The sequence below is a fragment of the Streptomyces sp. NPDC088387 genome (genome assembly GCF_044753385.1).
GTDB lineage: Bacteria > Actinomycetota > Actinomycetes > Streptomycetales > Streptomycetaceae > Streptomyces.
Genome location: NZ_JBIVNC010000001.1, coordinates 687,132 through 713,790, shown reverse-complemented (window position 1 = coordinate 713,790; position 26,659 = coordinate 687,132). Strand labels below are relative to the sequence as shown.

28 protein-coding genes and 1 tRNA gene are annotated in these 26,659 nt (G+C 71.9%); 12 read left to right on the top strand and 17 right to left on the bottom strand.

What is annotated here, in order from left to right; genetic code table 11:
- Positions 1–102 precede the first annotated feature (102 nt).
- Together ACIQAC_RS03295 and ACIQAC_RS03290 are read left to right on the top strand one after the other, a co-directional pair.
- Positions 103–1,197: a sensor histidine kinase gene (locus ACIQAC_RS03295; protein WP_402186465.1), complete on the top strand. Its 1,095-nt coding sequence runs from the start codon at positions 103–105 to the stop codon at positions 1,195–1,197.
- The gene (locus ACIQAC_RS03290) at positions 1,188–1,832 is read left to right on the top strand and encodes a response regulator (protein ID WP_402186463.1); all 645 of its coding nucleotides are present in this window, start codon (positions 1,188–1,190) and stop codon (positions 1,830–1,832) included. Before ACIQAC_RS03295 ends, ACIQAC_RS03290 begins: the two co-directional genes overlap by 10 nt.
- A gap of 13 nt (positions 1,833–1,845) precedes the next feature.
- Here ACIQAC_RS03290 and ACIQAC_RS03285 read toward each other — a convergent pair whose 3' ends face one another.
- From ACIQAC_RS03285 to ACIQAC_RS03270, 4 genes are all read right to left on the bottom strand, one after another.
- Positions 1,846–2,070, bottom strand: coding sequence for a zinc ribbon domain-containing protein (locus ACIQAC_RS03285; protein WP_402186462.1), 225 nt, complete (start codon positions 2,068–2,070; stop codon positions 1,846–1,848).
- A gap of 9 nt (positions 2,071–2,079) precedes the next feature.
- The gene (locus tag ACIQAC_RS03280; RefSeq protein ID WP_402186461.1) at positions 2,080–2,661 is read right to left on the bottom strand and encodes a DUF4383 domain-containing protein; all 582 of its coding nucleotides are present in this window, start codon (positions 2,659–2,661) and stop codon (positions 2,080–2,082) included.
- Positions 2,662–2,743: 82 nt separating this feature from the next.
- Positions 2,744–4,129 (bottom strand): hypothetical protein, encoded by a 1,386-nt coding sequence (locus ACIQAC_RS03275; RefSeq protein WP_402186460.1) that lies wholly within the window; start codon positions 4,127–4,129, stop codon positions 2,744–2,746.
- A gap of 73 nt (positions 4,130–4,202) precedes the next feature.
- The gene (locus tag ACIQAC_RS03270) at positions 4,203–4,970 is read right to left on the bottom strand and encodes a DUF4097 family beta strand repeat-containing protein (protein ID WP_402186458.1); all 768 of its coding nucleotides are present in this window, start codon (positions 4,968–4,970) and stop codon (positions 4,203–4,205) included.
- A gap of 232 nt (positions 4,971–5,202) precedes the next feature.
- Here ACIQAC_RS03270 and ACIQAC_RS03265 point away from each other — a divergent pair.
- Positions 5,203–5,277 (top strand) — tRNA-Val (locus ACIQAC_RS03265).
- A gap of 72 nt (positions 5,278–5,349) precedes the next feature.
- On the opposite strand, the gene ACIQAC_RS03260 is transcribed toward ACIQAC_RS03265, so the two are convergent.
- The 3 genes from ACIQAC_RS03260 to ACIQAC_RS03250 all read right to left on the bottom strand — a co-directional run bounded on the left by ACIQAC_RS03260 (position 5,350) and on the right by ACIQAC_RS03250 (position 7,692).
- On the bottom strand, positions 5,350–5,778 hold the full coding sequence (locus ACIQAC_RS03260; RefSeq protein ID WP_402186457.1) for a PASTA domain-containing protein: 429 nt from the start codon (positions 5,776–5,778) through the stop codon (positions 5,350–5,352).
- 126 nt (positions 5,779–5,904) lie between these two features.
- Complete coding sequence (locus tag ACIQAC_RS03255) at positions 5,905–6,261, bottom strand: hypothetical protein (protein ID WP_402186456.1); 357 nt, start codon at positions 6,259–6,261, stop codon at positions 5,905–5,907.
- Between the two features lie 84 nt (positions 6,262–6,345).
- Positions 6,346–7,692 (bottom strand): MFS transporter, encoded by a 1,347-nt coding sequence (locus tag ACIQAC_RS03250; RefSeq protein WP_402186454.1) that lies wholly within the window; start codon positions 7,690–7,692, stop codon positions 6,346–6,348.
- 227 nt (positions 7,693–7,919) lie between these two features.
- Here ACIQAC_RS03250 and ACIQAC_RS03245 point away from each other — a divergent pair, with 227 nt between their 5' ends.
- Together ACIQAC_RS03245 and ACIQAC_RS03240 are read left to right on the top strand one after the other, a co-directional pair.
- Positions 7,920–8,705, top strand: a complete 786-nt coding sequence (locus ACIQAC_RS03245) for an alpha/beta fold hydrolase (RefSeq protein WP_402186452.1) — start codon at positions 7,920–7,922, stop codon at positions 8,703–8,705.
- Positions 8,706–8,792: 87 nt separating this feature from the next.
- The gene (locus ACIQAC_RS03240; protein ID WP_402186954.1) at positions 8,793–9,338 is read left to right on the top strand and encodes a GNAT family N-acetyltransferase; all 546 of its coding nucleotides are present in this window, start codon (positions 8,793–8,795) and stop codon (positions 9,336–9,338) included.
- A 36-nt stretch (positions 9,339–9,374) separates the two neighbouring features.
- Here the strand turns inward: ACIQAC_RS03240 and ACIQAC_RS03235 are convergent, their stop codons facing one another.
- Positions 9,375–10,316 (bottom strand): ketopantoate reductase family protein, encoded by a 942-nt coding sequence (locus ACIQAC_RS03235; protein WP_402186451.1) that lies wholly within the window; start codon positions 10,314–10,316, stop codon positions 9,375–9,377.
- Between the two features lie 104 nt (positions 10,317–10,420).
- On the opposite strand from ACIQAC_RS03235, the gene ACIQAC_RS03230 reads away from it, so the two are divergent.
- Positions 10,421–10,660 carry a DUF2277 domain-containing protein gene (locus tag ACIQAC_RS03230; protein ID WP_402186449.1) on the top strand — a complete coding sequence of 80 codons (240 nt, stop codon included), beginning with the start codon at positions 10,421–10,423 and terminating at the stop codon, positions 10,658–10,660.
- 1 nt (position 10,661) lies between these two features.
- Here the strand turns inward: ACIQAC_RS03230 and ACIQAC_RS03225 are convergent, their stop codons facing one another.
- Entirely contained in the window at positions 10,662–11,318 is a 657-nt protein-coding gene (locus ACIQAC_RS03225) for a DedA family protein (RefSeq protein ID WP_402186447.1), read from the bottom strand.
- A gap of 277 nt (positions 11,319–11,595) precedes the next feature.
- Here ACIQAC_RS03225 and ACIQAC_RS03220 point away from each other — a divergent pair, with 277 nt between their 5' ends.
- Positions 11,596–12,171, top strand: a complete 576-nt coding sequence (locus ACIQAC_RS03220) for a superoxide dismutase family protein (protein ID WP_402186446.1) — start codon at positions 11,596–11,598, stop codon at positions 12,169–12,171.
- 94 nt (positions 12,172–12,265) lie between these two features.
- On the opposite strand, the gene ACIQAC_RS03215 is transcribed toward ACIQAC_RS03220, so the two are convergent.
- The 3 genes from ACIQAC_RS03215 to ACIQAC_RS03205 all read right to left on the bottom strand — a co-directional run bounded on the left by ACIQAC_RS03215 (position 12,266) and on the right by ACIQAC_RS03205 (position 16,910).
- Positions 12,266–14,233, bottom strand: a complete 1,968-nt coding sequence (locus ACIQAC_RS03215) for an FAD/NAD(P)-binding protein (RefSeq protein ID WP_402186445.1) — start codon at positions 14,231–14,233, stop codon at positions 12,266–12,268.
- Positions 14,234–14,431: 198 nt separating this feature from the next.
- Positions 14,432–16,090: an alkaline phosphatase D family protein gene (locus ACIQAC_RS03210; protein WP_402186443.1), complete on the bottom strand. Its 1,659-nt coding sequence runs from the start codon at positions 16,088–16,090 to the stop codon at positions 14,432–14,434.
- 175 nt (positions 16,091–16,265) lie between these two features.
- Complete coding sequence (locus ACIQAC_RS03205) at positions 16,266–16,910, bottom strand: HNH endonuclease family protein (RefSeq protein WP_402186442.1); 645 nt, start codon at positions 16,908–16,910, stop codon at positions 16,266–16,268.
- Between the two features lie 454 nt (positions 16,911–17,364).
- Between ACIQAC_RS03205 and ACIQAC_RS03200 the strand changes: the two genes are divergently transcribed.
- Together ACIQAC_RS03200 and ACIQAC_RS03195 are read left to right on the top strand one after the other, a co-directional pair.
- Positions 17,365–17,946: a TMEM165/GDT1 family protein gene (locus tag ACIQAC_RS03200; protein ID WP_402186953.1), complete on the top strand. Its 582-nt coding sequence runs from the start codon at positions 17,365–17,367 to the stop codon at positions 17,944–17,946.
- Positions 17,947–18,115: 169 nt separating this feature from the next.
- Positions 18,116–18,775, top strand: coding sequence for an HAD-IA family hydrolase (locus ACIQAC_RS03195; RefSeq protein WP_402186440.1), 660 nt, complete (start codon positions 18,116–18,118; stop codon positions 18,773–18,775).
- A gap of 56 nt (positions 18,776–18,831) precedes the next feature.
- On the opposite strand, the gene ACIQAC_RS03190 is transcribed toward ACIQAC_RS03195, so the two are convergent.
- Positions 18,832–19,905 carry an aldo/keto reductase gene (locus ACIQAC_RS03190; protein WP_402186951.1) on the bottom strand — a complete coding sequence of 358 codons (1,074 nt, stop codon included), beginning with the start codon at positions 19,903–19,905 and terminating at the stop codon, positions 18,832–18,834.
- Between the two features lie 117 nt (positions 19,906–20,022).
- On the opposite strand from ACIQAC_RS03190, the gene ACIQAC_RS03185 reads away from it, so the two are divergent.
- Positions 20,023–20,877 (top strand): helix-turn-helix transcriptional regulator, encoded by an 855-nt coding sequence (locus ACIQAC_RS03185; RefSeq protein WP_402186438.1) that lies wholly within the window; start codon positions 20,023–20,025, stop codon positions 20,875–20,877.
- A 63-nt stretch (positions 20,878–20,940) separates the two neighbouring features.
- On the opposite strand, the gene ACIQAC_RS03180 is transcribed toward ACIQAC_RS03185, so the two are convergent.
- Complete coding sequence (locus ACIQAC_RS03180) at positions 20,941–21,528, bottom strand: peptidoglycan-binding protein (protein WP_402186437.1); 588 nt, start codon at positions 21,526–21,528, stop codon at positions 20,941–20,943.
- 819 nt (positions 21,529–22,347) lie between these two features.
- Here ACIQAC_RS03180 and ACIQAC_RS03175 point away from each other — a divergent pair.
- Positions 22,348–24,423, top strand: a complete 2,076-nt coding sequence (locus ACIQAC_RS03175) for a DHA2 family efflux MFS transporter permease subunit (RefSeq protein WP_402186435.1) — start codon at positions 22,348–22,350, stop codon at positions 24,421–24,423.
- Positions 24,424–24,431: 8 nt separating this feature from the next.
- Here ACIQAC_RS03175 and ACIQAC_RS03170 read toward each other — a convergent pair whose 3' ends face one another.
- Positions 24,432–24,923, bottom strand: coding sequence for a GNAT family N-acetyltransferase (locus ACIQAC_RS03170; RefSeq protein WP_402186433.1), 492 nt, complete (start codon positions 24,921–24,923; stop codon positions 24,432–24,434).
- A 44-nt stretch (positions 24,924–24,967) separates the two neighbouring features.
- Positions 24,968–25,381: a DUF1992 domain-containing protein gene (locus ACIQAC_RS03165; protein WP_402186432.1), complete on the bottom strand. Its 414-nt coding sequence runs from the start codon at positions 25,379–25,381 to the stop codon at positions 24,968–24,970.
- A gap of 151 nt (positions 25,382–25,532) precedes the next feature.
- On the opposite strand from ACIQAC_RS03165, the gene ACIQAC_RS03160 reads away from it, so the two are divergent.
- A complete protein-coding gene (locus ACIQAC_RS03160; protein ID WP_402186430.1) occupies positions 25,533–25,925 on the top strand; it encodes a hypothetical protein in 393 nt (130 codons plus the stop codon).
- A 17-nt stretch (positions 25,926–25,942) separates the two neighbouring features.
- Here the strand turns inward: ACIQAC_RS03160 and ACIQAC_RS03155 are convergent, their stop codons facing one another.
- On the bottom strand, positions 25,943–26,614 hold the full coding sequence (locus ACIQAC_RS03155; RefSeq protein WP_402186428.1) for an O-methyltransferase: 672 nt from the start codon (positions 26,612–26,614) through the stop codon (positions 25,943–25,945).
- Between the last annotated feature and the right edge of the window lie 45 nt (positions 26,615–26,659).

The window sequence follows — 26,659 nt, the reverse complement described above, 5'->3', positions numbered from 1 at the left end:
GGGAATTGCGGTTTTCCTCAGTGTGTGGCCTCTCGCCGCCCGACTAGCGTTGCGATCATGCGAAATGCGGTGCGACGTGGAGTGCGATGCGGGGTGGGGCTCATGACGGGAGCCGCCACCGCCGTCGTCGAGCTGTGCTTCACCGTCCTGTCCGCGCTGGCCCTGCTGCCCGTGCTGGCCTGGCCGAGCGGACGCCGGGCCGTGCTGCGGCCGGTGTTCGCGCTCGCGCGGAGACTGACGGAGTTGGAGCGCGGCCGGCTCAGAGTCTGGCTGGGTGTGTCGGCGGCCCCGGTGTACGACGACGCCCAGGCGGTGCGGTACATAGCGGGGCGCTGGCTCCTGGGAGCCCTGGGCGCGATCGTGATGTTCTCGGTCGCCGTCGGCCTCGGCTACGGCACGTTCTGGACCTACGGCTGGCTGATCGTGGACATCGAGCACCCGGGCTCGGTGGTGTTCGGCACCCTCGGTGGGCTGTTCCTCATGTTCCTGGCGGTACAGGGGATATTCGGCGTGGTCGAGCTGGAACGGCAGCTGGCGAGACGCCTGTTGGGCCCGAGCCACCAGGAGGAGCTGGAGCGGCGGATCGCCGAGCTGGCGGCCAGCCGGGCCGCGGTGGTCGAAGCGGTGCACGACGAGCGGCGCCGTATCGAGCGGGATCTGCACGACGGCGTCCAGCAGCGGCTTGTCGCCCTGGGCATGCTGCTGGGGCGTGCGCTGCGGGGCAAGGATCCGGAGCATGTGGACCGGCTGCTGAGACAGGCCCACGACGAAAGCCGGCAGGCTCTGGGCGAGTTGCGCGACGTCGCCTGGCGGATCTACCCGACGGCTCTCGACGAGGCGGGTCTGCGGGCCGCGTTGGAGACGGTCGCCGAGCGCTCCTCCGTGCCGGTGCGGGTGCAGTACGAGCTGGCGGAGGAGCCGGAGCGGACGGTCGCGACCGTGGCCTACTTCGTCGTCTGCGAGGCCGTGACCAACGCGGTCAAGCACGCGGCGGCGCGCCGGATAACGGTGGGGATCGGGACGGAGGGCGGTTCGTTGTACGTGTTCGTCGAGGACGACGGCTGTGGTGGGGCGAACCCGCTGGGCAGTGGCCTGTTCGGGCTGGCGCGAAGAGTCGCCGCCATGGACGGCAAGCTGGAGGTGGTCAGTCCGCAGGGTGGTCCGACCCTGGTGACCGCGGAGTTGCCGTGCGAGTGATGCTGGCGGAGGACTCGACCCTGCTGCGGGAAGGGCTGGTGCGGCTCCTCAACGAGGAGGGGCACGAGGTGCTGGCCGCAGTGGGTAACGCCGAGTTGCTGCTGAAGGCGGTCGCCGAGGAGCAGCCGGACGTTGTGGTCGCGGATGTCCGGATGCCGCCGACGCACAGTGACGAGGGGCTGCGGGCGGCGCTGGAGATCCGGGAGCGCTGGCCGGGAGTGGGGGTGCTGGTGCTGTCGCAGTACGTGGAGAAGCGGTACGCGACCGAGCTGTTGACGGGAGCTTCGGAGGGGGTGGGGTATCTGCTGAAGGACCGGGTGGTCCAAGTGGACGAGTTCCTGGACGCGTTGGAGCGGGTGGGGCAGGGCAGAGCGGCCTTCGACCCGGAGGTGGTGCGGCAGTTGCTCGGCCGAAGTGAGCACAGCGACCTGCTGGGCCGGCTCACCGTGCGTGAGCGGGACGTGCTGGCCGAGATGGCGCAGGGGCACACCAACGCGGCCATCGCCCGACGGCTCCACATCTCCCTGAGCGGTGTGGAGAAGCACATCAACGCGATTTTCGACAAGCTCGAACTGACGGGAGGCGAAGGCTACTCACGAAGAGTGCTGGCGGTGCTCAGATATCTGGGGGCGTGAAGCGCCTTCCCCGTCAGCCGCAGCAGCCGCCCCCGCAGCAGCCACCGCCGCCACCACCGGCGGCAGGACCCGGGGCCGGGCCCGCGGAGGCCGTGCCGGCGACGGCGACGGTGGACAGGAGCTTGACCGTGTCGCCGTGGCCGGCGGGGCAGTCGGCGGGGTCGGAGGACTGGGCCATGGGACGGCTCAGTTCGAACGTGTCGCCGCAGGTCCGGCAGCGGTACTCGTAGCGAGGCATGCGCACAGGTTAACCGGCGCCGTCCGGTGGGCGCGGGTTCGCGGCGGGCGGGGGAGCGCTCAGGGCGCGGGCTCGCTGTTCCGCCGCGGCGGAGTCCGGATGGCGGGCCCGCCAGTAGGGGTTGTCGTGCGGCAGGGCCGAGCCGACCCGTCCGTACATCCCGAAGGTCATCAGGAGGAGGCCGACGACAAAGCTGAACAGCACGTTCTGGATCTTGAACGCGAGGAAGTTGTAGTCGGTTTCCAGCAGCCCGAGGTTCAGGAAGCCGTTGAGGATGAAGAGGATGCCGAGGGTCATGTTGAGGGTGGAGGCGACGTTCCCGCCGATCACCATGCCGACGATCAGCAGCACGCCGACACAGATGGACAGCACGCTCAGCGCGCCGTTGGTGTTCAGGCCGACGACCTGGTCACCGCCGGTGTCGAAGAAGCCGATGTTGTTGGTCAGGCCGAGAATGCCGAAGGCGAGCAGTGCCAGCCCCATCAGGCCGGCCCCGACCCGGTACACCGTGCTCAGACGGTGGTCGGTGGGCAGGTGCTCGTCGAGCCGGATCCGTCGCCGGGTTCCCCCGTGCAGTGCGTGTGTGGCCATTGTCCGCCTCCCTTGGGTGCGAGCGGAGGCCATCCGTACTCCCACCACCAATATCCGCCCGGCGCGCGGATCGGGCAACGGCTCAGTGGGCGCCGCCCCCGCGCTCCTCGCGGATCTGGGAGACGACGTGGGCCACGGCCTGGCGTACGGCCTCGGTCTCGGTGAGGAAGTGCCAGTAGTCGGGGTGGCGGCCCTCGAGGGTGGTGATCGCCCGATCCAGCCGGGTGACGGAGTCGTCGAGGGGGCGGGCGTGGCGGGGGTCGGGGGTGTTGCGGCCGGCCATGGCGAGGCGCTGGGCGTCCCGGATGGCGAACCGGGTCCGGTCGATCTCGGCCTGCGGGCTCTTCTGCACGGCGTTGAGCTGCCGCAGCCGGTCGCCGGCGGCGGAGACGGCCTCGTCGGTCGTGTTCAGCAGCGCCCTCGCGGTCGACAGCAGGGAGGTGGCGTCGGGCCAGCGCTGCTGCTCGCGGGCGGTCTGGGCCTCGGTGAGCTTGAGCTCGGCCTGACGCACGTTGTCCTCGGCCAGCTCGGGGACGTGCTGGAGGTCCTGCCAGCAGGCGACGGTGAACCGGCGGCGCAGCTCGCTCAGGATGGGCTGGACCTGCCCGGCGCGGGTGGTGAGCGCCTGGGCGCGGGTACGCAGGGAGACCAGCCGGTGGTCGATCTCGGCGGCGTGCTCCGGCAGCCGCTCGGCCTCGGCGCGGATGGCCTCGGCCTCGCGGGCGACGCGTTCGGCGCGCTCCAGGGTCTGGGGGACGCCGTGCTGTCCGGCGCCCTGGTTGAGCTTGGTCAGTTCCGGGGCGAGGGTGGCGAGGCGGGCGGCGAGGTCGTCGGCCTTGAGCCCGGAGGTGCGGACGGTGTCCAGGGCGTTGGAGGCGGCGAGGAGGGCCTGCCGGGCCCGTTCGACGGCGGGGGCGAGGCGGGCGAGCTGGGTCTCGGCCTTGCCGAGCAGCGGGCCGAGCCCGTTCTCGAACCGGTCGAGGTCCTGCTTGACCCGCCCCAGCTCGTCCTTGGCCTTCGTCAGCTCGGTGCGGGCGCGGGCGGCGGCGGAGGCCTCCAGGTCGTCGCGGTCGAGATCATGGGCGTCGACCGCGTTGATGTACTGGTGGCTGGCCTCGTCGATGCGCCGGCCGAGCGCCTCGAAGTCGGCGGCGGCCCGCCGGGCGGCGGGGGAGGCGTCGACGGCGACGATGGTCTCGATGGAGATCCGGAGATCGCGCTGGGCGGTGTCGAGTTCGTAGAACGCGGCCGCGGCGGCGTCCTTGGCGGCCTGTGCCTCGGCCCGCTGGCCCTCGGCCCGTCCGCCGAACCAGCGCCGGGTGCCGCCGCCCGCGAATGCGGCGGGCAGCGTCAGCGCGACGACCAGCGGAAGGGCGAGCAGCGCCAGTGTGTCGCGTACTGCGCGGCGCTCGGGACGGCGTGCAGACGGCACCAACGGCGAATACGGCTCAGTTGGTGTCGCCGTCACATCCCTCTCCCGTGCTTAGTCCGCCCTGCCCGGTGTCATTCTCCCACCGGTTAAGGACGAACACACGGGCCCGTTAGTTCGCGGTACGGACGGTGACTTTGCCGTCGCCGGTCCGGGCGGAGACCAGATGGTCGCTGGAGTCGCTGTGGGGCACCGACACATCGACGCCACCGTCACCGGTTTCCGTGCTCACCTTGTAGGTGGCGCGCGGCAGCGAGATGGTGACGGAGCCGTCCCCGGTGTGGGAGTCCACGCGGTCGGGCACCACGCCGAGTTCGAGGTGGATGGAGCCGTCGCTGGTGCGCGCGTCGACGTCGCGGGAGTCGACCTTGGCACGGACGGAACCGTCGCCGGTGTGGAGCTTCAGCGGGCCGGTGGTGTCGGTGACCCGGACCGAGCCGTCGCCGGTGCGGATGTCCAGGGCGTCCTTGAATCCACTCGCCCGTACGCTGCCGTCGCCGTCCTTGACCTGCACGGCGACCCCGCGCGGGACCACGATGCGGTGCTTGGCGGCGCAGTCGGCGACGACGCCGGAGCACTGAAGCCGCAGCTTGAGCCGGTCGTCGTCCATGGACCAGGTCACCTTCGGGTCCTTGCCGACCATGACCGAGCCCTCGAACCAGCGGGTGACGTCGATACGGCCGTCCTTCTGGTCGTCCGAGGAGACGATTTCCAGGGCCGAGTCGTCGGAGTCGATGGTGAGCGTGTTGCCCGGGAGGTCGAAGGACCGGTGCTCCGGCTCCTTGTCCTCGCCGGCGGACGCGCATCCGGTGACCCCTGCGACGACGACCGCGACAACCCCGGCCATGGCGGCCATACGCGCTCTGACGGAACGGCTCATGCCGATCTCCCCCTGCTTTCCGTTGCCCGGATCCGGGCTGTGAGGCGCCGTACGGGCCTGTCCCGGACGCCACTAAGACCGTATGGAGCGGGGCGCTTTTGAGGGATCCGGCCCGCTCCCGGATCAAGGGTGGGGGTAACCCCCGGCGTGGGTTCGGGGGGACGTCAGGGAAGGGGGCGGATACGGGTTTGCGGGGCACTGCCCCCGGCAATGTAGGCTGTCGACTCGTTCTGGGTGCGTAGCTCAGGGGTAGAGCGCCTGCCTTACAAGCAGGATGTCGGCGGTTCGAAACCGTCCGCGCCCACCAGGATGAGGCAGCAGGTCAAGGCCCCCAGGGAAGCTCCTGGGGGCCTTTCCTGTGGTCCGAGCCCACCAGGAGTCAGCAGGTCTCGTCGTCCTTGACCGCGTACAGGACCACGGGGGTGTCCGTGGAGTGGGTGCCGGCCGCGGGCTCCTGACGGCAGACGGTCCAGTTGCGGTCCATGATCTGGAGCCGTTCCTGGCCGCTGGCGTCTTGGTCGTCGAGGACGTAGAAGCCGGCGGCCTGGGCCGTGTCCTGTGCCTCCTGGAGGTCCTGGCCGGTGAGGTCGGGCAGTTCGGCGCTCTCGGCCTCGGCCTCGTCGCCGGTGTTGTCGTCGGTGTCGTCCGCTGGGGTGTCCGCGGGCGCGTCCGTCTCCGCCTCGGTGGTGGCAGCGTCCTCGGCGGTGGTGTCCGGTGTGCCCGGGCCGGTGTCGTCGCCGGAGCCGCAGGCGGTGAGTGTGAGCAGGGCTACGGCGGCCAGAGCGGCCGCGGTGGTGCGAGTGCGCATGGTGTCCCCCCGGACTTGGGTGTGTGCGTGGGGTGCATCATGACGCTGTGTACAGGTGTCGTGAAGGCTGAGTGATGGTCTCGTGACCCGGATGAGTGCAATGAGTGCCGGGCACGGCAAATGCCCTCAGGCCGTGCCGTTCTCCTCCTGTGCCACCGGCAGTTCGTGGGCGTGCTTGAGGTGCGCGCGGGCGTCCACCCGGTCCGGGCCGGTGAACTCCGACCAGTAGCGGTGGGTGGTGATGAAGACGGCGAGTTCGTGCTCGCGACGGCGGAGCTTCTCCATCTCCGCCTGTTCGTCGGCCGTCCAGCCGGGAGACGCGGGGCGCTCGACCTTGCGCCAGCCCCCGTTGTCGCTGAAGCCGTCGAGGGGTACGACCGACCAGGGCAGCCGCTTGAGCAGGGACGACAGCTCTGAACGGACCTGATGCAGTTCCTCCTGACCGGCGAGGAGGTCGCTGGGAAAGTCGTAGGTCGTAGCCACGCGACAATGGTACGCCTGTTCGAATTTGAGGTGCGAGTGTCTTCCGGGGCTTCATCCGAACGGGTTGGGATCAGAGGGGTGGGATCACAGGGCGGTGGCGTGGTCCGCGCGGGGCGGGAGTTCGCGGCCCAGGCGGGCCAGTGGGGACAGGGCCATCAGGGCCGGGGAGAGCAGCATGCCGGTGGCGCTCAGCAGGAGGCCCGTGCGCAGCCCCCATTCCTGCGCGAGGAAGCCGCCGAGGAGCGAGCCGAGCGGGGTCAGGCCCATGCCGACAAAGGTGATCGTCGCGGCCGCGCGGGCCTGCATTCCGTCGGGCGTGACCGCCTGCCGGACGGCCATGACGGTGACGTTCACCAGTTGGCCGCCGGCACCGAAGACGAAGTTGACCGCGACGAGCACGGAGACGGTGACCGCGGAGGAGCCGTGCAGTGCGGGAACGCACAGGAACACACTGTCGCCGAGCGCCGCCGCGGACACCAGTACCGCGCCATGGCCGAACCGGGCCGGCAGCCGCGCGGCCAGCACCGCGCCCACCAGCGCGCCCGGACCCGTCGCCGCGAGCGACAGCCCGACGGCCGTGCCCGACAGGTGCAGTTCGCGTGGCAGGAACAGCAGATAGACCGTCATCACGGCGGCCAAGGACAGCTGGAACGCGGCCGAGGCGAGGCACACGGTCCGCAGCGAGGAGTCGGCGGCGACAAAACGTACGCCCTCGTGGATACGTCCCCGGATCCGCGGCGGACGTTCCGTGCGTTCCGTGCGTTCCGAGACCTCCGTGCGTTCCGAGGGCTCCGAGCGCTCCGGGAACGACTCCGTCCGGCGGATCCGTCGTATCGAAAGGAACGACAGTGCGAAGAACAGCGCGCCGGTGGCCGCCGCGGCCGGTGCCGACAGCAGTGACACCAACGTGCCGCCGAGGGCCGGGCCGCCGATCTGCGCCGCGGACCGGCTGCCCTCCAGCGCGCTGTTGCCCCGCACCAACTGGTCGCGTTTCACCAGGCGTACGAGAGAGGCCTGGTAGGCCACGTCGAAGAACACGGACAGGGTGCCGACGGCGAACGCGACGACCAGCAGCACGGGCAGGCCGAGCAGGCCGAAGAGCCCGGCAGCGACCGCCGCGCCCAGCGTCAGGGCCCGGCCGGCGTCCGTCAGCACCATGACCGTACGGGCCCGCCATCGGTCGACCCACGCACCGACGAACAGCGAAAGCAACAGGATCGGCGCCTGCCCCACCGCCCGCAGCACGCCCAACTCGCCGACGCCGGCGTCAAGTGTCAGGACGGCGAACAGCGGCAGCACCAACAGGGTGGAGTGTTCGCCGAGTTGGGAGGCGGTCTGGCCGATCCACAGGCTACGGAAGTCGCGGTCGCGCCACAGGCCCGAAGGGGTACGTCGACGAGGGCCGGGCGCGGAGGAGGAGGTGAACGACATGGAGATCCCTCGGACGGCACACAACAAGGCCCGTCAACGCGCGCAAGGAAGACCGGGCATCTCAACTCCCCATGGACTACGGCTACTCGCCGGATCCGGACACTAGCCGTTGGTGGCCGGGCGGGAGAAACGGTTAAACACCGAGGCGGGTGGCCACGTGAGGTGCGGCCGAGCGGGCAGGTGCCTGAGTGAACGCGGCACCGGGCTGCGCGAAGGAGTGATCGCTGATGACCGCCATCCACGTGACGGTGTGGGACGACAACGCCGCCCAGGGCGCCCCCGCCGTCTTTGTGCACAACATCTTCACCTGGGGTGGCGACGAGGAGTACGGGTTCGCCGCCCAACGCCCGCTCGCGGACCGGCACCGCCTGCTGCTCGTGGACCGGCGGGGCTACGGCCAGAGCCCCGACACCGAATGCAGCGACTACGACACCGACGCCGACGACCTCGTCGAGCTGCTGGCGGCACAGGACCGGGGCGCGCATCTGGTCGGCCACGGCAACGGAGGTCTGGCCTGCATGCTCGCCGCCGGACGCCGACCCGACCTCGTACGGTCGCTCACGCTGATCCAGCCGTCCGCGTTCTCCGCCGCCGCCGGTAACCCGGAGGTCGAAGCCCTGCTGCGCAGGGTGCGGGGCGCCGAGAGTGTGCCGGAGTCGGTCACGCCGGAGGAGTATCTGCGCGCCTCCACGGAAGGCATCGGCATGGCCGTGCCCGACCCCACGCCGCAGCGTCTGCGCGCGGTGGCCACGTCGATGCGCGAGCGCCCGGTCTGGGAGGCGGAGGTGCCCCTCGAACCGCTGCGGGCCGCCTCGTGGCCGACCCTGGTGGTCTGCGGGACGTGGCACGACGCGCCGGAGCTCTACCGCACCTACGCGGGCGAACCGCTGATCGCCTGCGCCGAGGCCGTCGCCGACGCGCTCGACGCCCGGCTGCTCCGCGTGCCCGGCTACTACCCCCACACCCAGCAGCCCGCCGCCGTCAACGCAGCCCTCCGTGAACTGTGGGCATAGACCCACGGTTTCAGCAGGTCACCGGGTGTGCGGACCCGACTGTCAGACCCACGTCGTACGGTGATCTGTGTGGACGGGCGGACGGGGGTGGACGCGTTGGACAGGGCGGACGTGGCGAACGTGGATCAGGGAGCGGCACCGGAGAAGGTCCGGCTGGAGATCTGGGCGGAAGACGACCTCTGGCTGCTGCGCAGGCTCAACAGCCCCGAGATGACCGAGCACCTGGGCGGGCCGGAGAGCGAGGAGCAGGTCGTCGGGCGGCACCGCAGATATGTGGAGCCGCAGGTGGGGTGCATGTACCGGGTGGTGCTCGCGGACGGGGGCGAGACCGTCGGCTCGATCGGCTTCTGGCAGCGCGACTGGCGGGGCGGATCGGTGTGGGAGACCGGGTGGGGTGTGCTGCCGGAGTTCCAGGGGCGGGGGCTCGCCGCGGCGGCCGCGCGGGCGGTCGTCGAGGCCGCGCGGACCGCGGGCCACCACCGGTATCTGCACGCCTTTCCGAGCGTGGACCACCCCGCGTCCAACGCGGTGTGCCGCCGCGCGGGGTTCGCCCTGCTGGGAGAGGTGGATTTCGAGTACCCCAAGGGGAACCCGATCAGATGCAACGACTGGCGGGTCGACCTGGAGCACTGAGCCCGCGGCGACCCACCTCCGTCGTCAACTGCCTTGCTACGGGCGGCCCGTGGCCGCCCCCACCTCCCGCACCAGACGCGTCGCCACGGGTACGGCGATGCCGTGGCGGGCCGCGGCACGCAGGAGGGCGCCGCCGATCGCGTCCAGCTCCAGGGGCCGGCCGGCCTCGGCGTCCCGTTGCATGGAGGTCCTGCTGTCCGGAGGGAAGGCCTCGTAGCGGGCCACCGCCGCGGCCGGATCCCCCGGCCCACCGCTCGCGCGGCTCACCGCGGCGGTCTCCTCGACCAGGGCGGCGAGTTCGTCCCGGTAGCGGGTGCGGATCTCGCCCACCGGGGCCCGGTAGCGGGTGGTGAGCAGGGCGACGGGCGCGAGGAACGCCATCTTGGCCCACAGCGTCGCCGCCTCGTCGTCCAGGACGCGGGTGGTGGGACCGGCCGCTTCGAGGGCGGCGGCGAGGGCGTCGAGACGGGTCCGCGGCACCGGGTCGCCGGTCAGGTCGATCTCGGCGAACGGGCTGCCGTGCACGATCTCGCCGGGCGCCGTGCGGGTCGACTCGACGCGGATGGCGGCCGGGGCGACACGGTCGGGACGGTAGCGGGCGCGCAGGGCGGCGGGGTGCTCGACACCGTTCAGGAACGGGACGAGGAGGGCGTAGCCCAGGACCGCGGGCGGTACGCGCTCCAGGGACGCGTCCAGGGCGGTGTGCTTCACGGTGATCAGGCAGGCGTCGACCGGTTCGCGCAGCTCGGTGTCCGCCTCGACGCCGGCCGTGAAGTCGCCGAACCGGCCGCTGCGGACCTGGATCCCGGACGTACGCAGGGTCTGCGCGGTCTCCTCGCCGGCCAGGCAGATCACCCGGTGTCCGGCCCGGCTGAGCAGCGCGGCGAGCAGTCCGCCGACCCCGCCGGGGCCGAGCACGGCGACCGTGCGGACGGGGCCGCCCGGCACATCTACCGTCGTGTCCTTGTCGTCTGCCATCGGCTGTGGCTCCTCTCGTCGGTCGACCCCGGTGTGGTGGCCGCCTCCTCGTGGATCATCGCAGGTTTGGTGCGGGACCGGTCGGGGCGCGGGAGACTGGAGACATGTGCCGCAGCATCAAGACGCTTCGTCCGCCCGCGTTGCCCGAAGAGGCGACGGAAGAAGAGATCAGGGCCGCCGCCCTTCAGTTCGTGCGCAAGGTGTCCGGTTTCCGGGCGCCCGCCGCGCACAACCGGGAGGCCTTCGACCACGCCGTGGACGTGATCACGGAGGCCACGGCGGAACTGCTGAGCAGCCTGGAGGTCCGGGGCTCGGCCACGCCGAGGAGCAGGGCGGCCGGATAGGTCACCGCACGTCGGACGCCGTGACCTCTGCCGTGCCGACCTCGGCAGCCTCCGGCTCCCGCCGCATCAGGTACCCCGCCAGCGCCCCCGCGGCGAACAGCGCCAGTACCGACACCGCGGTGGCCACCCAGGTCGCGCCCAGCCAGTGCGCGCCGAAGTAGCCGAGGGCGACGCTGTACAGGGCCCAGGACAGGCCCGCCAGGGCCGACCAGGGCAGGAAGTCGCGCACGCGGCGGTGGGCCGCCCCGGCGGTCAGCGAGACGACTGAGCGGCCGGCCGGCGCGAACCGGGCCAGCACCACGAGCGGGCCCCCGCCGCGCCGGGCGAGAGCGGCGCCGAGTCGTTCCTGCGCGCTGGTCAGCCGGCGCGAGCGGGCGATCGCGCGGTCCAGCCGGTCGCCGCCCCGCCAGGCCAGCCGGTAGACCACGAGGTCACCCAGGACGGACGCCGTGGTGGCGCACAGGGTCAGGGCCAGGATGTCGGGCACGTACTCCGGCACCTGGTCACCCGCGCCGGACCCGGCGGCCGCGGCGGTCGCCGCCATGATGACCAGTACGCCACTGGGCAGCACGGGCACGAACACGTCCAGCAGGACGGAGAGCGCCACCAGCGCGTAGATCCAAGGGCTGCCGGCCAGCGACCCCACACTCTCGAACAACGCGACTCCCCGTGTACCCCCGTGGACCAGCCTTGCCGCGGTGTCGCGAGGGAACGGCAGGGGCGGCCATGACAGCCATACAGCGTACGCCGGTGGTGTGGGGCCGGATTCACGGGGGCCGCGTGTGTCCGCCACAGCTCGTTCACCCGGCTGCCCCGTCCCGACGGGCGCGCGGCCCGGGGCTCCCGTAGCAACGGTAGGGAACCCCGCCGACGGTGGGGAACGTGTGCAGGGGGGAACGCCCACAAAAGGGCTGAGTCTAAGGACAGTACCGATCATGGTGGCAGGTATATACGTCGGCGTCGTCGCCGCGGCCGTGTTCGCGGCCGGTGCGGGCAGCGCCCACGGAGCGGCGGCCGGTGCCGACAGTGACCAGGGCAAGGGGTACCGGATGTCGACCGACGCCCGGTTCGCCCCGCCGTCCGCCCTCGTCCCGTCGGCGGCACTGACGTACGACACCGGGCTCGTCCCGGCGGGCGCGTGGATCCAGGTGTCCCAGCAGATGGCGCCGAGCGGGGCCACGACCGTGAAACTGCGGGTCAACGGCCTGGAACCGGGCCACAAGTACGGCGCCCACGTGCACCGCAGGGCGTGTGGGGCCGACCCGACGGCGGCCGGCGGGCACTACCAGCACAAGCCGTCGAACGACCCGGCCGACGCCAACCCCGCCAACGAGGTCTGGCTCGACTTCACGGCCGCCCGCGACGGCTCCGGCCAGGCGGTGGCCGAACACGACTGGGCCTTCCGGCAGGCCGAGGCGTCGTCCGTCGTGATCCACGACCAGCCGGGCAACCACGGGACCCGGGTGGGCTGCTTCACCGTGCCGTTCGGCTGGGCCGCCGGGACGAGCTGAGGTACGCGCCCCGCGGCTCCCGCCGGCCACACACCCGGACCGACGACAGCACCCGGACCGACGACAGCACCCGCACCTACGACAGCACCCGGACCTACGACGGCACCGGGACCGCATCGGCGCCCCTCCCGCCCGGGAGGGGCGCCCCCACTCCCACCCGCAGCACCGCCCGGGCCACCGCGTCCGCGTCGGACAGGGTGACCGAGTCCACGCCGGGCCGGGCGCCCGCGGCCGTCACCCAGTGCACCCCCTCCGTCGGGACGCCGAACGCGAACCGGCATGGATGAGGCGTCCCCTGGCGGTCGATCACCCGGTACGGGCGCGGGGTCACGTCCAGCCCGCCGGTCTCGTAGCCGTTCACCACATGCGGCCGGCACTCGCCGGTCTTCAGCAGGCCGGCGAGGAGTTCGTCGGCGGTGCGGCGCAACTCCGGTTCCGGCAGCCGCGCCTCGACCAGCGAGGTCACGCGGACCGCGGAGCCCGGTACGTCGGGGGAGTGCGCCACCCACGCGCCCCGCGCGCAGTGCACCTCTAGGCGCGGTCCCAGTACCTCGACCACACCCGCGGCCACGAGCGCCGTGAGTTCCTCGATACGGCGCCGGGGCGGGCCGATGGACAGGAAGGCGTTGAGCGGGGTGTACCAGCGGTCGAGGTGGTCGCGGCGAGAGGTGCCGGACAGTCCGCCGTGGTCGACGACGAGGCGCAACTCGTTGCGCAGGTCGCGCAGTACGTCCAGGGCCGCCTTCAGCGGGCCGCGCACATTGCCGAGGGCGGCCTGTGCGGCGTCCTCGCGCAGATGCCCGAGCAGCCACTCCCGCCACTGCCCGGGGTCCGAGAACCGACGCTCGGCGTACGGCCTCGATATTCGCTCCCACGACCAGCGGTCGGCCTCCGCCACCCCGAACTCGTCCAGCAGCAGGCCCTCTTCGGGATCCCGGTGCGGCACGGCGAGAAAACGCTCGACGAAACCCGCCGCCGCCGTCGCCTCCACCTCCGCCCCCGCACCCGCCCCCACCAGCGCCTCGTAATAGACCGACTCCACCTCCTTCGCGACCAACGGCCATATCTCCGCGAGGAAGTCGGGCGCGTCCCCGGAGTCCGCGCGCTTGCGGAAGCCGGCGATGACCTCGGGCGTCAGCACGCGCGGCAGACAACGCCCGTACGCCCCCTTCGCGTTGTCGCCGCGCGCCTGGTACGGCACCCCGCGCCGCGACCCGGCGTACAGCCGCGGCTCCCGCCCCGAGGGGACGTACACCAGGCCACCCCCGACAGCGCTGCCGTCACCACCCTCGGCGCGTACGAAACGACCGCCCCTGCCGGTCGTCAGCAGGGCCATGTGGTCGAAGAAGTTCAGGCCCAGGCCGCGCAGCAGCACGGGTTCGCCGGGTGCGATGGGGGCGAGGTCGGCGTCGGCCGGGTTGCCGGGCGGCACGTGGTGCAGGCCGTGTTCTTCGGCATACGACGCCTGCCGGCTCTGTTCCGCGGTCGGCGCGGCCGGCAGATGGCCCTGGGCGAGGACCACCGCGGACAGGCCGGTCAGCATCACCCCGTTGTCCAGGCCCAGCACCTGGCGGCCGTCGGGACCGTCGTGCAGCCGGACCGCGCGGGCCGGGTGGGTCTCGACGTGCACGGCGGGCGGCGCCTCACGGACGGTTCTCGCGAAGACCCACTCCAGATAACGGCCGTAGTGGGCACGGCTCGGGTACTCGTCGGGGCCCAGCCCGCCCGCCGCCCACTCGTACAGGCTCGGGCCGGGGCTGATCGGGCCCGAGCAGTCCACGCTGTCGTCCGTGAACAGGGTCACCTGGGACGCGACAGTGTTCATCAGCAGCTCCGCGGACTGTGCGGTGCGCCAGACACGGCCGGCTCCGGGCGGCGCGGGGTCGACGACGTGGACCGTCAACCGGGCGCCGGGCGGGAGGAGTTCCTGGGTGGAGGCGCAGAGGCGTTCCAGCACGCTGGTGCCGCGCGGGCCGGCGCCGACGAGGGCGACGGAGACCTGGGGGGTGGGCTCCGCGTTCGCTGTAGACAAAGGGGTGACTCCCGGGCGTATGGGGCGCATTGGAGCTGCTCGACCGCTGGAAGCGGACGGTCCGCCTCATCATGCCGTCGCCCGCCACCGAAGCCAACGCGCGCCCCACCAGTCACAGCCATCACTGCCATCACAGCCATCACAGCCATCACGGCTGTCACAGTCATCACGGCTGTCACTCGCCAAGGCAGGCGAGACGCGCCCCCCCCGCGCCCCCCGCCCCACCCGTCACCCCTCGCTCAGTACCGCCTCCCCGCTCAGCGGCGACTCCGCGACCGTCGTCAGCCGTGCCCCGCCCTGGCCGTTCTCCTGGGCCTGGTCCAGCCGCAGCCGGGCCGAACGGCCGCGCATCGTCAGGGTCATCAGCTGGTTGCCGAACCACGGGCCGCCCGTCTTGCGCCAGTCGATCGGCGGTCGTGGTATCCGGCCGTGACCCGCGAAGCGACGGCCGAGGACCCGGGCGGCGGCGCTCCAGCCGAACCGGAAGCCGACCCTTATGGACAACGGGATGGAGTTGTGGACCGGCGAGCAGGTGAGTTGCAGCACACGCGCGTCCGGCCCGTCGCGCTGCCAGGTCGGTTCGGCCACGTACGCGTGGTGCACGTCTCCCGACAGCACGCACACCGTGGCCGGCGCCCCGGGCCCGGAACCCGCCTCGGCGATCACCGCCGCGAGCGCCTCGAACGACGCCGGGAACGCCGCCCAGTGCTCCAGGTCCGCGGCCCGCCGCATCTTCTCCCCGAACCGGGCCCAGCGCGCGCCCTTCTCGCCCCGGCACAGCGCCGCGTTCCACGCCTCGGCGTCGTGCACGAGGTGCGGCAGCAGCCAGGGCAGGGAGGTGCCGATGAGGAGATGGTCGTAGGAGCCGGGGGTGTCGAGGGCCTGGGCGCGCAGCCAGTCGGCCTCGCCGGGGTCCAGCATCGAGCGGTTCTGCTCGTCGAGGACGCGCGCGGCCCGGGTGTCCACCATCAGCAGGCGTACGCGGCCGAAGTCCCGCCGGTAGCTCCAGCGGACGGCGGCGGGGTCGGCGTCGGCCCCGGCGGCGAAGGCGCGCAGCGCGTCCGTGCCGTCGGGGGTGGCCTGGACGGACGCGTACAGCGGGTCGGCGGCCAGTTCGTCCGGCGAGAGATTGCCGAGGTGCTGGTGGACCCAGTACGACATCAGGCCGCTCAGCAGCCGCTCGCGCCACCAGCTGGTCTCGCGCATGTCGGCGAGCCAGGCGGCGGAGGTGTTCCAGTCGTCGATGACGTCGTGGTCGTCGAAGATCATGCAGCTGGGCACGGTGGACAGCAGCCAGCGCACCTCGGGGTCGAGCCAGGACTCGTAGTAGAGGCGGGTGTACTCCTCGTAGTCCGCGACCTCGTTGCCCGGCGGTTCCCTCAGGTCGCGGCGGGCGGCCAGCCACTTGCGGGTCGCCTTGGAGGTCTCGTCCGCGTACACCTGGTCGCCGAGCAGCAGCAGGACGTCCGGGCGCTCGCCGGAGGGGTCCGCCGCGATCCGCTCCGCGAGGGTGTCCAGGGCGTCCGGGCCGACCGGGTCCGGCTCGTCGGCGGGCGGCGCGGCCCACCGGCACGAGCCGAACGCCACACGCACGGTGTCGCCCTCGGCCGGCGTGTGGATCAGCGAGGGCGGGAAGGCCGAGTCGGCGAGCGGCCAGACCCGCTCGCCGTCGAGCAGCACCTCGTACGACGTCGCCGAGCCGGGTGCCAGGCCGCTCACCGGGATCAGCGCGTAGTGGTGGCCCGCGATCTGGAAGGTGCGGGTGGCACCCGTGGAGCCGTCCGCGCAGCGCACCTCGGCGGTGCACGGACGGCTCGACTCGACCCATACGGTCGCCGAGGTGCCGTCGGCGTACCTCAGCAGTGGTCCCAGGCGCAGTTCCGCCACGTGTTCGTCCGCCTTCTTCGTCCGTCGGCTCGCCTGCGGGGCGGTCGCCGCCGCCGGCCGGCCTCCTCCGTCGCCCCGTACGGTACGGAACGACGGAGGCCGGCGGAGTGGTTCCGCGCGAGAAAGAACCACAGGTCGGCTCAGCCGGGGACCCCGGGGACCGGGTGGCTCCGGATCAGCAGGAGGCCAGGTAGCCGGTGAGGGCGTTCTTCTCGGCGGAGTCGACCGAGAGACCGTAGTAGTACTTCACCTGGACCCAGGCGCGCACGTAGGTGCAGCGGTACGAGGAGACCGACGGCATCCAGGTGGCCGGGTCCTGGTCGCCCTTGGCCTGGTTCACGTTGTCGGTGACCGCGATGAGCTGCGGGCGGGTCAGGTCGTTGGCGAACGACTGGCGGCGCGAGGTGGTCCAGCTGCCGGCGCCGGAGTCCCAGGCCTCGGCGAGCGGGACCAGGTGGTCGATGTCGACGTCGGAGGCGGCGGACCAGGTGGCGCCGTCGTAGGGGGAGAACCAGCGGCCGCTGGTGGCCGCGCAGGCGGAGTCCTGGACGACGTTCGTGCCGTCGCGCTTCAGGACGACTTCCCGGGTGTTGCAGGCGCCGGACTGGGTGATCCAGTGCGGGAAGAGGTCACGGTTGTAGCCGGTGCGGTTCTCGGTCGCGACGGTGAGCTGCGCGAGGTAGCTGCGCGCGGTGGCGCCGCTGACGGGGGTGGGGAGGGCGGCGGAGGCGGTGGGGGCGTTGAACAGGGCTGCGGCGGCTATCAGGGCGCTGAAGGCGGCGGCCGTGCTCAGCCGTCGACGCGCGTAGAACCTGGGCATGCGAACTCCCTTGGAGTGTGGGGGTGTTGGCGTGCGAGCGAGGGAATGCTCTCGGTGCGGTGTTGCGAACGGGTGTGCGTCCGGTGAGAAGCTAGTGACGCGCACATGACACAGCAAGGTTCGGGGTGAAACTTTTCACTCCGTGGGCGGTCGGGGGGCGGCTCCGGCGGTCCCGGTGGCGGTGTCGCGTACGATGGACGGCGCAGAAGGGGAGTAGCTCTTCGCCGGACCGTCGACATACTGCTCAGCCCGTCAGGGCCGAGCCGGCGCCCGGAGGCGGATCCCGATCCAGTCGGTTCTCGACCGGCCAGGTCATGGATCCGCCAGCGAGACCTTCGGCAAGCAGTGCACGCCCGTGCCGTACGGCACGGGTGCCAGGTGTGCTGCCGTGCCGAGGTGTCTCCTACGTGCTGCGCAGCACTCTCGGCGGGTGGCCCGACCGATTGAGGAACCCTTGATCAGCTTCACCGTGACGGCGGTCGTCTTCGGCGTCGTCTTCCTTGCCGAACTCCCCGACAAGACCGCGCTCGCCGGGCTCGTCCTCGGTACCCGCTACCGGGCCTCCTACGTCTTCGCCGGTGTCGCCGCCGCGTTCGCCGTCCATGTCGCGCTCGCCGTCGCGGCCGGCAGTGTGCTGACCCTGCTGCCGCAGCAGCTGGTGCAGGCGATCACCGGTGTGCTCTTCCTCGGCGGGGCCGCGATGCTCCTGTGGAAGAAGGACGACGGCGAGGAGGCGGTCCGCCGGCCGGAGAACCAGTCCTTCTGGAAGGTCGCCGGCGCGGGCTTCATGCTCATCCTGGTCGCCGAGTTCGGCGATCTGACGCAGATCATGACGGCGAACCTCGCGGCGCGCTACGACGATCCGCTGTCCGTCGGGCTCGGCGCCGTACTGGCGCTGTGGGCCGTGGCCGGGCTCGGCATCGTGGGCGGCCGGGCCCTGATGAAGCGAGTACCGCTCGCGCTGATCACCAAGGTGGCGGCGGTGTTCATGCTGGGTCTCGGGGTGTGGAGCCTGTGGGAGGCGGTCACCGGGTGACCCGCGGGCCCGGCGGCCCCCCTGAGCTGAACGGCAAGTGAAGTGTTGTGGGGGGAGTGGCGGTGCGGCTCCTTGTTTTGTACCGTGGAGAAACAAAGTGGCTCCCGCCCGTTTTCCCTGACCGGCGGGCGGGGCCGCCTTGTCTCCCTTCCGCGTTTTGGAGTAGCCGATGACGGCCCCCACCGTGCTCACCGCCCGCGCCCTCCTGCTGGACATGGACGGCACCCTCGTCAACTCGGACGCCGTTGTGGAACGGATCTGGCGACGCTGGGCCGACCGGCACGGCCTCGACCCCGACGAGGTGCTGAAGGTCGTCCACGGACGCCAGGGATACGCCTCGATGGCCGTCCTGCTGCCCGACCGGCCCGTGGAGCACAACCTCGCCGACAACGCCCGCATGCTCGCCGAGGAGACCGCCGACATGGACGGGGTCCTGCCGGTGCCGGGAGCGGGGGAGTTCCTCGCGTCCCTGACCGGGGTGCCGCACGCGCTCGTGACCTCCGCGGACGCCGGGCTCTCGACCGCCAGGATGGCCGCGGCCGGGCTGGCGCTGCCGGACGTGCGGGTGACCGCGGAGTCCGTGGGCGCGAGCAAGCCCGACCCGGAGGGGTTCCTGAAGGGCGCCGCGGAGCTGGGCGTCGCGGCGGCGGACTGTGTGGTGTTCGAGGACTCCGGCGCCGGGATCGCGGCCGGGCGGGCCGCGGGGATGCGGGTGGTGGGGATCGGGTCGCGGGCCGGGGCGTACGAACCGGACGTCGTCGTACCCGACCTGACGTCCGTACGGGTCGAGGCCCTGGGGGACGGTGTGTTCCAGGTGCGCGTCGGCTAGGGCGTGTTTCGAAAGTCCCGCCCTCCGGGCGGACGACGGGACTTTCGAAACACGCCCTAGCCGCGACGGGCCTCGATCCTCAGATCGCCGGTGATCACCTTGCGCATGCGGTCGCCGGCGAGCAGGTCGTGCGGGTAGCCGAGCCCGATCGCGCCCGCCTCGTCGAGGCGGGCCAGCTGCGCGGCGGTGAACTCGACCTCCAGCGCGCCCAGGTTGTCCTCGAGTTGTACGGTGGTCCGGGCGCCGATGATCGATGCCGTCACGTCCGGGTTCCGCAGGGTCCAGGCCAGCCCGACCTGTGCGGATGTGCGGCCCAGCTCCGTGGCGACGTCCTTCACGACATCGGCGACGGCGAGGTTGCGTTCGGTGACCGCGCCCGCGGCGTGGTTGAAGCTCTTCCGCGTGCTGTCGCCGGACGTGGCCGTGACGGTGGCCGCGGTGAGGTCCTCACGGCGGTACTTGCCGGTGAGCACACCGCCGGCCAGCGGCGAGAACGGCACCACACCCAGCCCCATCTCACGCGCCATGGGGATCAGGTCACGCTCCCCGCCACGTTCGACCAGGTTGTACTCGATCTGTAGCGCGACCAGCGGCGACCAGCCGCGCAGATCGGCGATCGCCTGCATCCGCGACACCTGCCAGGCCGGGGTGTTGCAGATCCCCACGTACAGGACCTTGCCCTGTCGCACCAGGTCGTCCATGCCGCGCAGGATCTCGTCGACCGGCGTCGTGAAGTCCCACACGTGCAGGTAGAGCAGATCGATGTAGTCCGTGTTCAGCCGCCGCAGACTGGACTCCACCGACGCGAACAGGCTCTTGCGGTGAGCGCCACCGGAGTTGGGGTCGCCGGGCCGGCGCAGCGTGGTGTACTTCGTGGCCAGCACCAGGCTCTCCCGGTTGTCGCGGGTGAACTCGCCCAGCAGACGCTCGGAGCTGCCGTCGGTGTACGTGTTGGCGGTGTCGATGAAGTTGCCACCGCGCTCGACATAGCGGTCGAACAGCTTGCGTGCCTCGTCCTGCTCGGCGCCCCAGCCCCACTCGGTGCCGAAGGTCGCCGCGCCCAGCGCCAGCGGGGAGACCCGCAGCCCCGAGCGGCCCAGCAGCCGGTAGGTGTCGAGGGTGAGCGACATCATGTCCTCCAGTGCGTGTGATCCGTTGTCGAGGACAAGCCTGTGACGGCGGTCCACCGGGGGTAAGGGAAGGCACTTCCTGGGAACAGCGGTCCTACCCTGGCGGTTGCACCGCACATGACGCCCCCCACCGCGGACCCGACGACCGTCGACACCACACGGGAGCTGGCCGCGTTCCTGCGCACCCGGCGCGAGCGGCTGGACCCGCGTGACTTCGGACTGCCGTCGCGCCGCCGGTCCCGGCGGACCCCGGGACTGCGCCGCGAGGAGGTCGCCGAGCTGGCCGGGGTCAGTATCGACTACGTCGTACGGCTGGAGCAGGCCCGCGGGCTGCGGCCCTCGGCGGACGTGGTGGAGGCGCTGGCCACGGCACTGCGGCTGGCCCCCGACGAACGCGCCTACCTCTTCGACCTGACCCGCCGGCGCCCCCGCGGCACCGACCGGCCCGCCACCACCGCGGCGCCCCCACTCGCCCGGCTGCTCACCGACCTCTCACCGCTGCCGGCCATGCTGATGAACCACCGCTACGACATCCTGGCCTGGAACGGCGAGATGGCGAGACTGCTGGTGGACTTCGACACCGTGGCGCCGGCCCAACGCAACGCGATGTGGCTGTGCCTGATGCATCCGGAGATACGCGAGTTCTACGTCGACCGCGCCCGCGTGGTGCGGGAGGGCGTCGCCCATCTGCGTGCCGCGTGGGCCGCGCACGCGGAGGACCGGGTGCTGGCCGGTCTGATCGCCGAGTTCATCGCCGGGGACGAGGAGTTCGCCCGTCTGTGGGCGGAGCGGGACGTCAAGGTGAACGGCCGCGGACACAAGGTGATGCGGCATCCCGAGGTCGGTACCGTGGCGGTGCACTTCGAACTTCTCACGCCGCTCGGGGACACGGACCAGCGGCTGATGATCTGCCGCGCCGCGGACGACGAGAGCCGTTCGGCGCTGGACCGGTTGTCCGGCCGGACCCTCTAGGGCGTGTTTCGAAAGTCCCGCCTGCCGAGCTCCGGGCGGACGACGGGACTTTCGAAACACGCCCTAGGGCTCGGCCGTCTCGCCCTCCAGCCGGTCCCGCGTCCGCCCGTCGTAGACGCCCAGTTCCTCGGGCTTCACACCCCTCGCCCACTGGTACGTCCGTACCGCGGTCTCCAGGCTCCGGTCGTACTCGCCGTCCGGGTCCTCGATGTACAGGTTCAACTCCGTCAGCCTGAGCTGGAGTTCGACGACCTCCGGGCCGCTGTCGCCCGGCCGCAGGACCGGCGGGGGCTCGGCCACCTGGGAGCCCTTCTCCGGCCCCGAGGGGGTCGAGGAGGTGACCGTCGGGGTCGGAGTGGGCGTACCGCTCGGCGGCGAGGACGCGGACGCCGGTTCCGAACGGGTCGGCGTCGGTGACGGCGTGGGCGTGCCCGCCGTGGCCGGGGGCGGAGCGATCGGCGTCGACGCGGGGGACGTGGGCTCCGTCCCCCGGGACTCCTCCGACGCCGACGTCCGTACGTCCGGTACCGCCGCCCGCAGGTCCTCCGGCAGCGCGCTGTCCCGCGACGGCTTGTCGTACGAGAACAGCCCGCCGGCGACACCGCCCGCGGTGAGTATGGCCGCCACTCCGGCCGCGACGGCGATCAGCACCGTCCGACGGCGCCTGCGGGACGGGGTCACGTCCGGGGGAGCCGCTACGGGGGGAACCGTCGCCGGGAGAGCCGCAACGGGGCTGGCCGTCGGCGGGGGAGTCGCCATCGAGGGAGCCGCCGGCGTGGCAGTCACCACAGACGGAGCCGTCACAGAGGGAGCCGCCAGCGTGGCAGTTACCACAGACGGAGCTGTCACCGAGGGAGTCGTCACCGCGGGAGCGTCACCGTCCCCGGCGCCCGCCCCCTGGCCCGTCTCCCCGGCCCGCCCATCGGCCGCGTCGCCGCCCCGCCCCTCGGTCGCGTCGCCCCGTCCCTCGGTCGCGTCGCCCCGCCCCTCGGTCGCGTCGCCGGCCGGCACCCCGGCGGGCGCCTCTGCCGCCTCCCCGGCGGGCACTCCGGCCGGCGTCCCGGCGTGCACCCCGGCGCCCGGCGGGTTCGTACCCCCGCCGCCCGCCAGATCCACGTACGGCCGGATCCGTAGTGGGTCGAAGTCCTCCGCCGCCGCCTGTTCCGCCGTGCGGGCGTCGCGCAGGGCGTCGGAGGCCCGGGGGCCGCAGGCGCACGACGGGGTGTTGTCCGGACCGCGGCTCGCCCCGCACTCCGGGCAATGGATCCCGTCCGTATCGACCACGTGTTCGTCCCTTTCAGCCTTCTTCGCGAGCTCCAGCGATTATGCAGATGCCGTGGAGGCCGTTTCCGGCAAGCCTGCGGACTGTGGGCGGAATGACAGATTCCAATCGGACTCGACAGGCCATAACCGGCCACACCCACCACGATGGGGAGGACACTGGGTGGCACAGGGCCTCGGGAGGTCTGCATGGCCGGGGATGCGCAGGGCGGTACGGGAGACGTGCGGGACGCGAAGGCGCCGCCCCCGGCCGGCGGCGGGGAGCACGTGCCCGGCAACGTACTCGTCTCGATCGGCGCGCTGCTCCTCGGCATGCTGCTCGCCGCCCTCGACCAGACGATCGTCTCCACTGCGCTTCCCACGATCGTCAGCGACCTCGGCGGCCTGGACCATCTGTCCTGGGTGGTGACCGCGTATCTGCTCGCTTCCACCGCCGCGACCCCGCTGTGGGGCAAGCTCGGTGACCAGTACGGACGCAAGCGGCTCTTCCAGATCGCCATCGTGATCTTCCTGATCGGCTCGGCGCTGTGCGGAATGGCGCAGAACATGCCCCAGTTGATCGGCTTCCGCGCCTTGCAGGGACTCGGCGGCGGCGGACTGATCGTGCTGTCGATGGCGATCGTCGGGGATCTGGTCTCCCCACGTGAAAGGGGCCGGTACCAGGGCCTGTTCGGGGCGGTGTTCGGCGCCACGAGTGTGCTCGGGCCGCTGCTCGGCGGGCTGTTCACCGAGCATCTGAGCTGGCGGTGGGTCTTCTACATCAACCTGCCGATCGGCGTGGTGGCCCTGGCCGTCATCGCCACCGTGCTGCACATTCCGCGCAAGTCCCAGCGGCACGTCATCGACTACCTCGGCACGTTCCTCATCGCCGCCCTCGCCACCTCCCTGGTGCTCATCGCCTCGCTCGGCGGCACCACCTGGGCCTGGGGCTCGGCCCGGATCATCGGGCTGGCCGTGCTCGCGGTCGTGCTGGCCGTGGCGTTCGTGGCCGTCGAACGCCGGGCCGCCGAACCCGTACTGCCGCCGAAGCTCTTCCGCATCCGGACCTTCACCCTCGCGGCCGTCATCAGCTTCATCGTCGGATTCGCCATGTTCGGCGCGATGACCTACCTGCCGACCTTCCTCCAGGTCGTGCAGGGCATCTCGCCGACCATGTCGGGTGTGCACATGCTGCCGATGGTCGTCGGTCTGCTGATCGCCTCCACCGGCTCCGGGCAGATCGTCAGCCGTACCGGCCGCTGGAAGGTCTTCCCCGTCGCGGGCACCGGCGTCACCGCGCTGGGCCTGCTGCTCCTGCACCAGCTCGACGAGTTCAGCTCCACGGCCGAGATGAGCGCCTTCTTCTTCGTCTTCGGCCTCGGCCTGGGCCTCGTCATGCAGGTCCTCGTCCTGATCGTGCAGAACGCGGTCTCGTACGAGGATCTCGGCGTCGCCACCTCGGGCGCGACCTTCTTCCGCTCGATCGGCGCCTCCTTCGGCGTGGCCATCTTCGGCTCGGTCTTCGCCGGGCGGCTCGGCGACAAACTCACCGACGCCTTCCGCGGCACCCCGTTGCCGCCCGGCGTCACCGTCGACACCCTCAAGGCCGACCCGCGCGTCCTGTCCGAACTGCCCGCCGCGCTCCGCCCCGACGCCCTGCACGCGTACGCCTCCTCCATCACCGACGTCTTCCTGTACGCGGCCCCGGTCGCCCTCCTCGGCTTTGTGCTGGCCTGGTTCCTCAAGGAGGACCGGCTGCGCGGCTCCGTGACGGCACCGGACGCGACCCAGACACTGGCCAGCAACCCGGTGGAACGGTCGTCGTACGACGAGGTGTGCCGGGCCCTGTCGGTACTGGGCACCCGCGAGGGCCGCCGCGAGATCTACCGGGACATCACCGAGCGGGCCGGCTACGACCTCCAGCCCGCGGCCAGCTGGATGCTGCTGCGGATCAAGCGGTACGGGTCCGTGGAGCCGGGACAGCTCGCCGAACGCGGCCCCGTGCCGCTCAGCGTGGTCCTGGAGGCCGCCCGGCAGATCGAGACCCGGCGGCTCGCGGTGCGGGCGGGACTGGACCTGTCGCTGACCGCCGAGGGAGCGCTGGTCGCCGAGCGGCTGTCACGGGCCCGCGAGGACTCGCTGGCGGAGCTGCTGGGCGACTGGTGGGGACCCGACCGGCCGACCGACCTGGTCCGGCTGGTGAAGGAACTCAACGACGAACTGTGCGGCTCGCGCAGCGAACAGCCGGGCGCCTCCGACGACCTCCCGAAGCTCGGCAGCGGCTGAGCGCCGGCTCACACCAGCCCCTTGCTGAACCAGTGTTCCGCGTACTCGTCCTCGTTGTGCCGTGCGCCCTCCCGGTACCCCAGGCGCGTGTACAGCCGCCGCGCCTCCACCAGGTCCCCGCGGGTGTCCAGCAGCAGCCGCCGCGCGCCCAGCGCACGCGCCGCGTCCTCCGCGGCGGCCACCAGCAGCGCCGCGCCGCCCTTCCCCCGCGTCTCCTCCGCCACGAACACCCGCTTCAGCTCGGCGGTCGCCGCGTCCAGCAGCCGTACGCCCGCCATGCCCGCCGGCACCCCGTCGTACCGCCCCACCAGCAGCAGTCCGCCCGGCGGGGTGAGGTAGCCGCCGTCGTCGGCGGCGATCTCGCGCTCCAGCTCGGCCGGGTCGGTGCGGTGCCCCTCGTGGAGCAGATACCAGCGGTCGCTCACCTCGGTGTAGTACGCGCGCCACAGCGCGGCGGCGGCCGGGGAGTCGACGGATTCCGGGGTGATGGTCCAGGTCATGCCCGCCATTGTCGGTCGGTGCCGGGTTCCGTCCGCAACCCGAATCAACCGTTGCCGGGCGTCGGACGCTCCCGCCACCGGCGGACCACGTCCTCCACGTCGTACGGCTTCATGCCCAGCGGCGGGCCGGGCGGCGGGCGGAACATCATCTCGCGGATCTTCGCGTTGATGTCCTCGACGATCTTCCGGACGCGGTGTTCGGAGGGCGCGGTCAGCGCGGCGGCGAGGGCGTCCTCGGCCTCCTTGCGCAGCGCCAGCGACGGCGGCAGCACCGCGATGCCCTCGCGGACCAACTTCCGCTTCACCCACCAGAGTTCGTCGTACGGCGCCTCGACCTCGGTCGGCAGCGGCTTGCCCGCGCCGGACAGCCGGGCGAAGTCGCCGCGGCGCTCCGCCTCGCGGATCTGGTGGTCGGTCCAGGACTCGAAGCTGACACCGGGTGGCTTTCGCTCGGTCATGAACCCATTGTGCCGGACGCCGTTCGGCCGGGCGATTTATCATCTGGCGGCGGCCGCTCAACCAAGCGGCCGCGCAAGGTCGTTTCAGACGGCGAGGACGTTCCGGCGCACGGCGCCCGGGACGCACGCCGAAGTTTCAAGGGGAGCGCACGTGCTTGAACTCACCATGGCCACCGTCTCCGGGGTGGAAGCGGGAGCCACGGCCGGGATGCTCATGGCCGACGCGCCCAGCGAGCCGGGCGCCGTCCTGCGCGTGGGACGCGACAAGAACGTGTGCCGGCTGGCGCCGCCGGAGGACTGGCTGTTCGTCTCGCGGGTCCACCTGGAGTTCCTGTGCGGCCCCGAGGGCGGCTGGCAGGTCACGTGGCTGCGCGGCTCCCAGCCTGAACCGTCCTCGGAGGTACGGCTCATCGTCGGGGAGTACGCGCAGCCCCTCACGTACGGCGGCACGGTGACGCTGCCCAAGGCGGGCAATGGCGAGCTGATCATCCAGGACCGCACCCAGCCGAGGAGCGTCAACGTGGGCTTCTACCACGAGGTCTGACCCGGTGGCCGACGGTGTCAGGGCAGCACGCGGGCCAGCGCGAACCCGTCGTATCCCTTGGTGCCGACGGTCTGGACCGCCGTACCGCTCAGCCTCGGGTGTTCGGCGATGAGGTCGATGGCGGCGCGGGTGCCCCGTACGTCCCCGGCCGTGCTGTCGGCGTCGACGACCCGGCCGCCGCGGACGACGTTGTCGAGCACGATCAGGCTGCCCGCGCGGGTGAGGCGGAGCGCCCACTCGATGTAGTGCGGGTTGTTCGCCTTGTCCGCGTCGATGAAGACGAGGTCGAAGGGGGCCGGGTTCTCGTCGGCGAGCCCGGGCAGTGAGTCCAGCGCCGCCCCGACCCGGACCTCGACGACCTTGTCCAGGCCGGCGCGGGCGATGTTGCGGGTGGCGACCTCGGCGTTCTCGGCGCTGTACTCCAGCGTGACGAGCCGGCCGTCGGCCGGGAGCGCGCGGGCCAGGTGGATGGTGCTGTAGCCGCCGAGTGTGCCGATCTCCAGGATCGTGCGAGCGCCCTGGATCTCGGCGAGCAGCCGGAGCAGTTTGCCCTGGGTCGGGCTGACCGCGATCTGCGGCAGCCCGGCGGCGTCGCTGTCCCGGACGGCGGCGCGCAGGGCCTCGTCGTCGGGGGCCAGCCGGTCGGCGAAGTACTCGTCCACGGCGTCCCAGGTCTGCGACTTGCTCATGCGCTCTCCCTCAGGTCAGGTGCGGTCCAGGCTATTCTCCGTCGC

Excerpts from the sequence above, each read along its gene's own strand:
- ACIQAC_RS03235 (WP_402186451.1), bottom strand. The coding sequence starts at position 10,316 with ATGGCAGACGACAAGGACACGACGGTAGATGTGCCGGGCGGCCCCGTC.
- ACIQAC_RS03155 (WP_402186428.1), bottom strand. The coding sequence starts at position 26,614 with ATGAGCAAGTCGCAGACCTGGGACGCCGTGGACGAGTACTTCGCCGAC.
- ACIQAC_RS03185 (WP_402186438.1), top strand. The coding sequence starts at position 20,023 with ATGACGCCCCCCACCGCGGACCCGACGACCGTCGACACCACACGGGAG.
- ACIQAC_RS03280 (WP_402186461.1), bottom strand. The coding sequence starts at position 2,661 with ATGGCCACACACGCACTGCACGGGGGAACCCGGCGACGGATCCGGCTC.
- ACIQAC_RS03215 (WP_402186445.1), bottom strand. The coding sequence starts at position 14,233 with ATGCGCCCCATACGCCCGGGAGTCACCCCTTTGTCTACAGCGAACGCG.
- ACIQAC_RS03190 (WP_402186951.1), bottom strand. The coding sequence starts at position 19,905 with ATGTCGCTCACCCTCGACACCTACCGGCTGCTGGGCCGCTCGGGGCTG.
- ACIQAC_RS03230 (WP_402186449.1), top strand. The coding sequence starts at position 10,421 with ATGTGCCGCAGCATCAAGACGCTTCGTCCGCCCGCGTTGCCCGAAGAG.
- ACIQAC_RS03220 (WP_402186446.1), top strand. The coding sequence starts at position 11,596 with ATGGTGGCAGGTATATACGTCGGCGTCGTCGCCGCGGCCGTGTTCGCG.
- ACIQAC_RS03250 (WP_402186454.1), bottom strand. The coding sequence starts at position 7,692 with ATGTCGTTCACCTCCTCCTCCGCGCCCGGCCCTCGTCGACGTACCCCT.
- ACIQAC_RS03195 (WP_402186440.1), top strand. The coding sequence starts at position 18,116 with ATGACGGCCCCCACCGTGCTCACCGCCCGCGCCCTCCTGCTGGACATG.
- ACIQAC_RS03175 (WP_402186435.1), top strand. The coding sequence starts at position 22,348 with ATGGCCGGGGATGCGCAGGGCGGTACGGGAGACGTGCGGGACGCGAAG.
- ACIQAC_RS03260 (WP_402186457.1), bottom strand. The coding sequence starts at position 5,778 with ATGCGCACTCGCACCACCGCGGCCGCTCTGGCCGCCGTAGCCCTGCTC.
- ACIQAC_RS03205 (WP_402186442.1), bottom strand. The coding sequence starts at position 16,910 with ATGCCCAGGTTCTACGCGCGTCGACGGCTGAGCACGGCCGCCGCCTTC.
- ACIQAC_RS03285 (WP_402186462.1), bottom strand. The coding sequence starts at position 2,070 with ATGCCTCGCTACGAGTACCGCTGCCGGACCTGCGGCGACACGTTCGAA.
- ACIQAC_RS03270 (WP_402186458.1), bottom strand. The coding sequence starts at position 4,970 with ATGAGCCGTTCCGTCAGAGCGCGTATGGCCGCCATGGCCGGGGTTGTC.
- ACIQAC_RS03245 (WP_402186452.1), top strand. The coding sequence starts at position 7,920 with ATGACCGCCATCCACGTGACGGTGTGGGACGACAACGCCGCCCAGGGC.
- ACIQAC_RS03295 (WP_402186465.1), top strand. The coding sequence starts at position 103 with ATGACGGGAGCCGCCACCGCCGTCGTCGAGCTGTGCTTCACCGTCCTG.
- ACIQAC_RS03165 (WP_402186432.1), bottom strand. The coding sequence starts at position 25,381 with ATGACCGAGCGAAAGCCACCCGGTGTCAGCTTCGAGTCCTGGACCGAC.
- ACIQAC_RS03170 (WP_402186433.1), bottom strand. The coding sequence starts at position 24,923 with ATGACCTGGACCATCACCCCGGAATCCGTCGACTCCCCGGCCGCCGCC.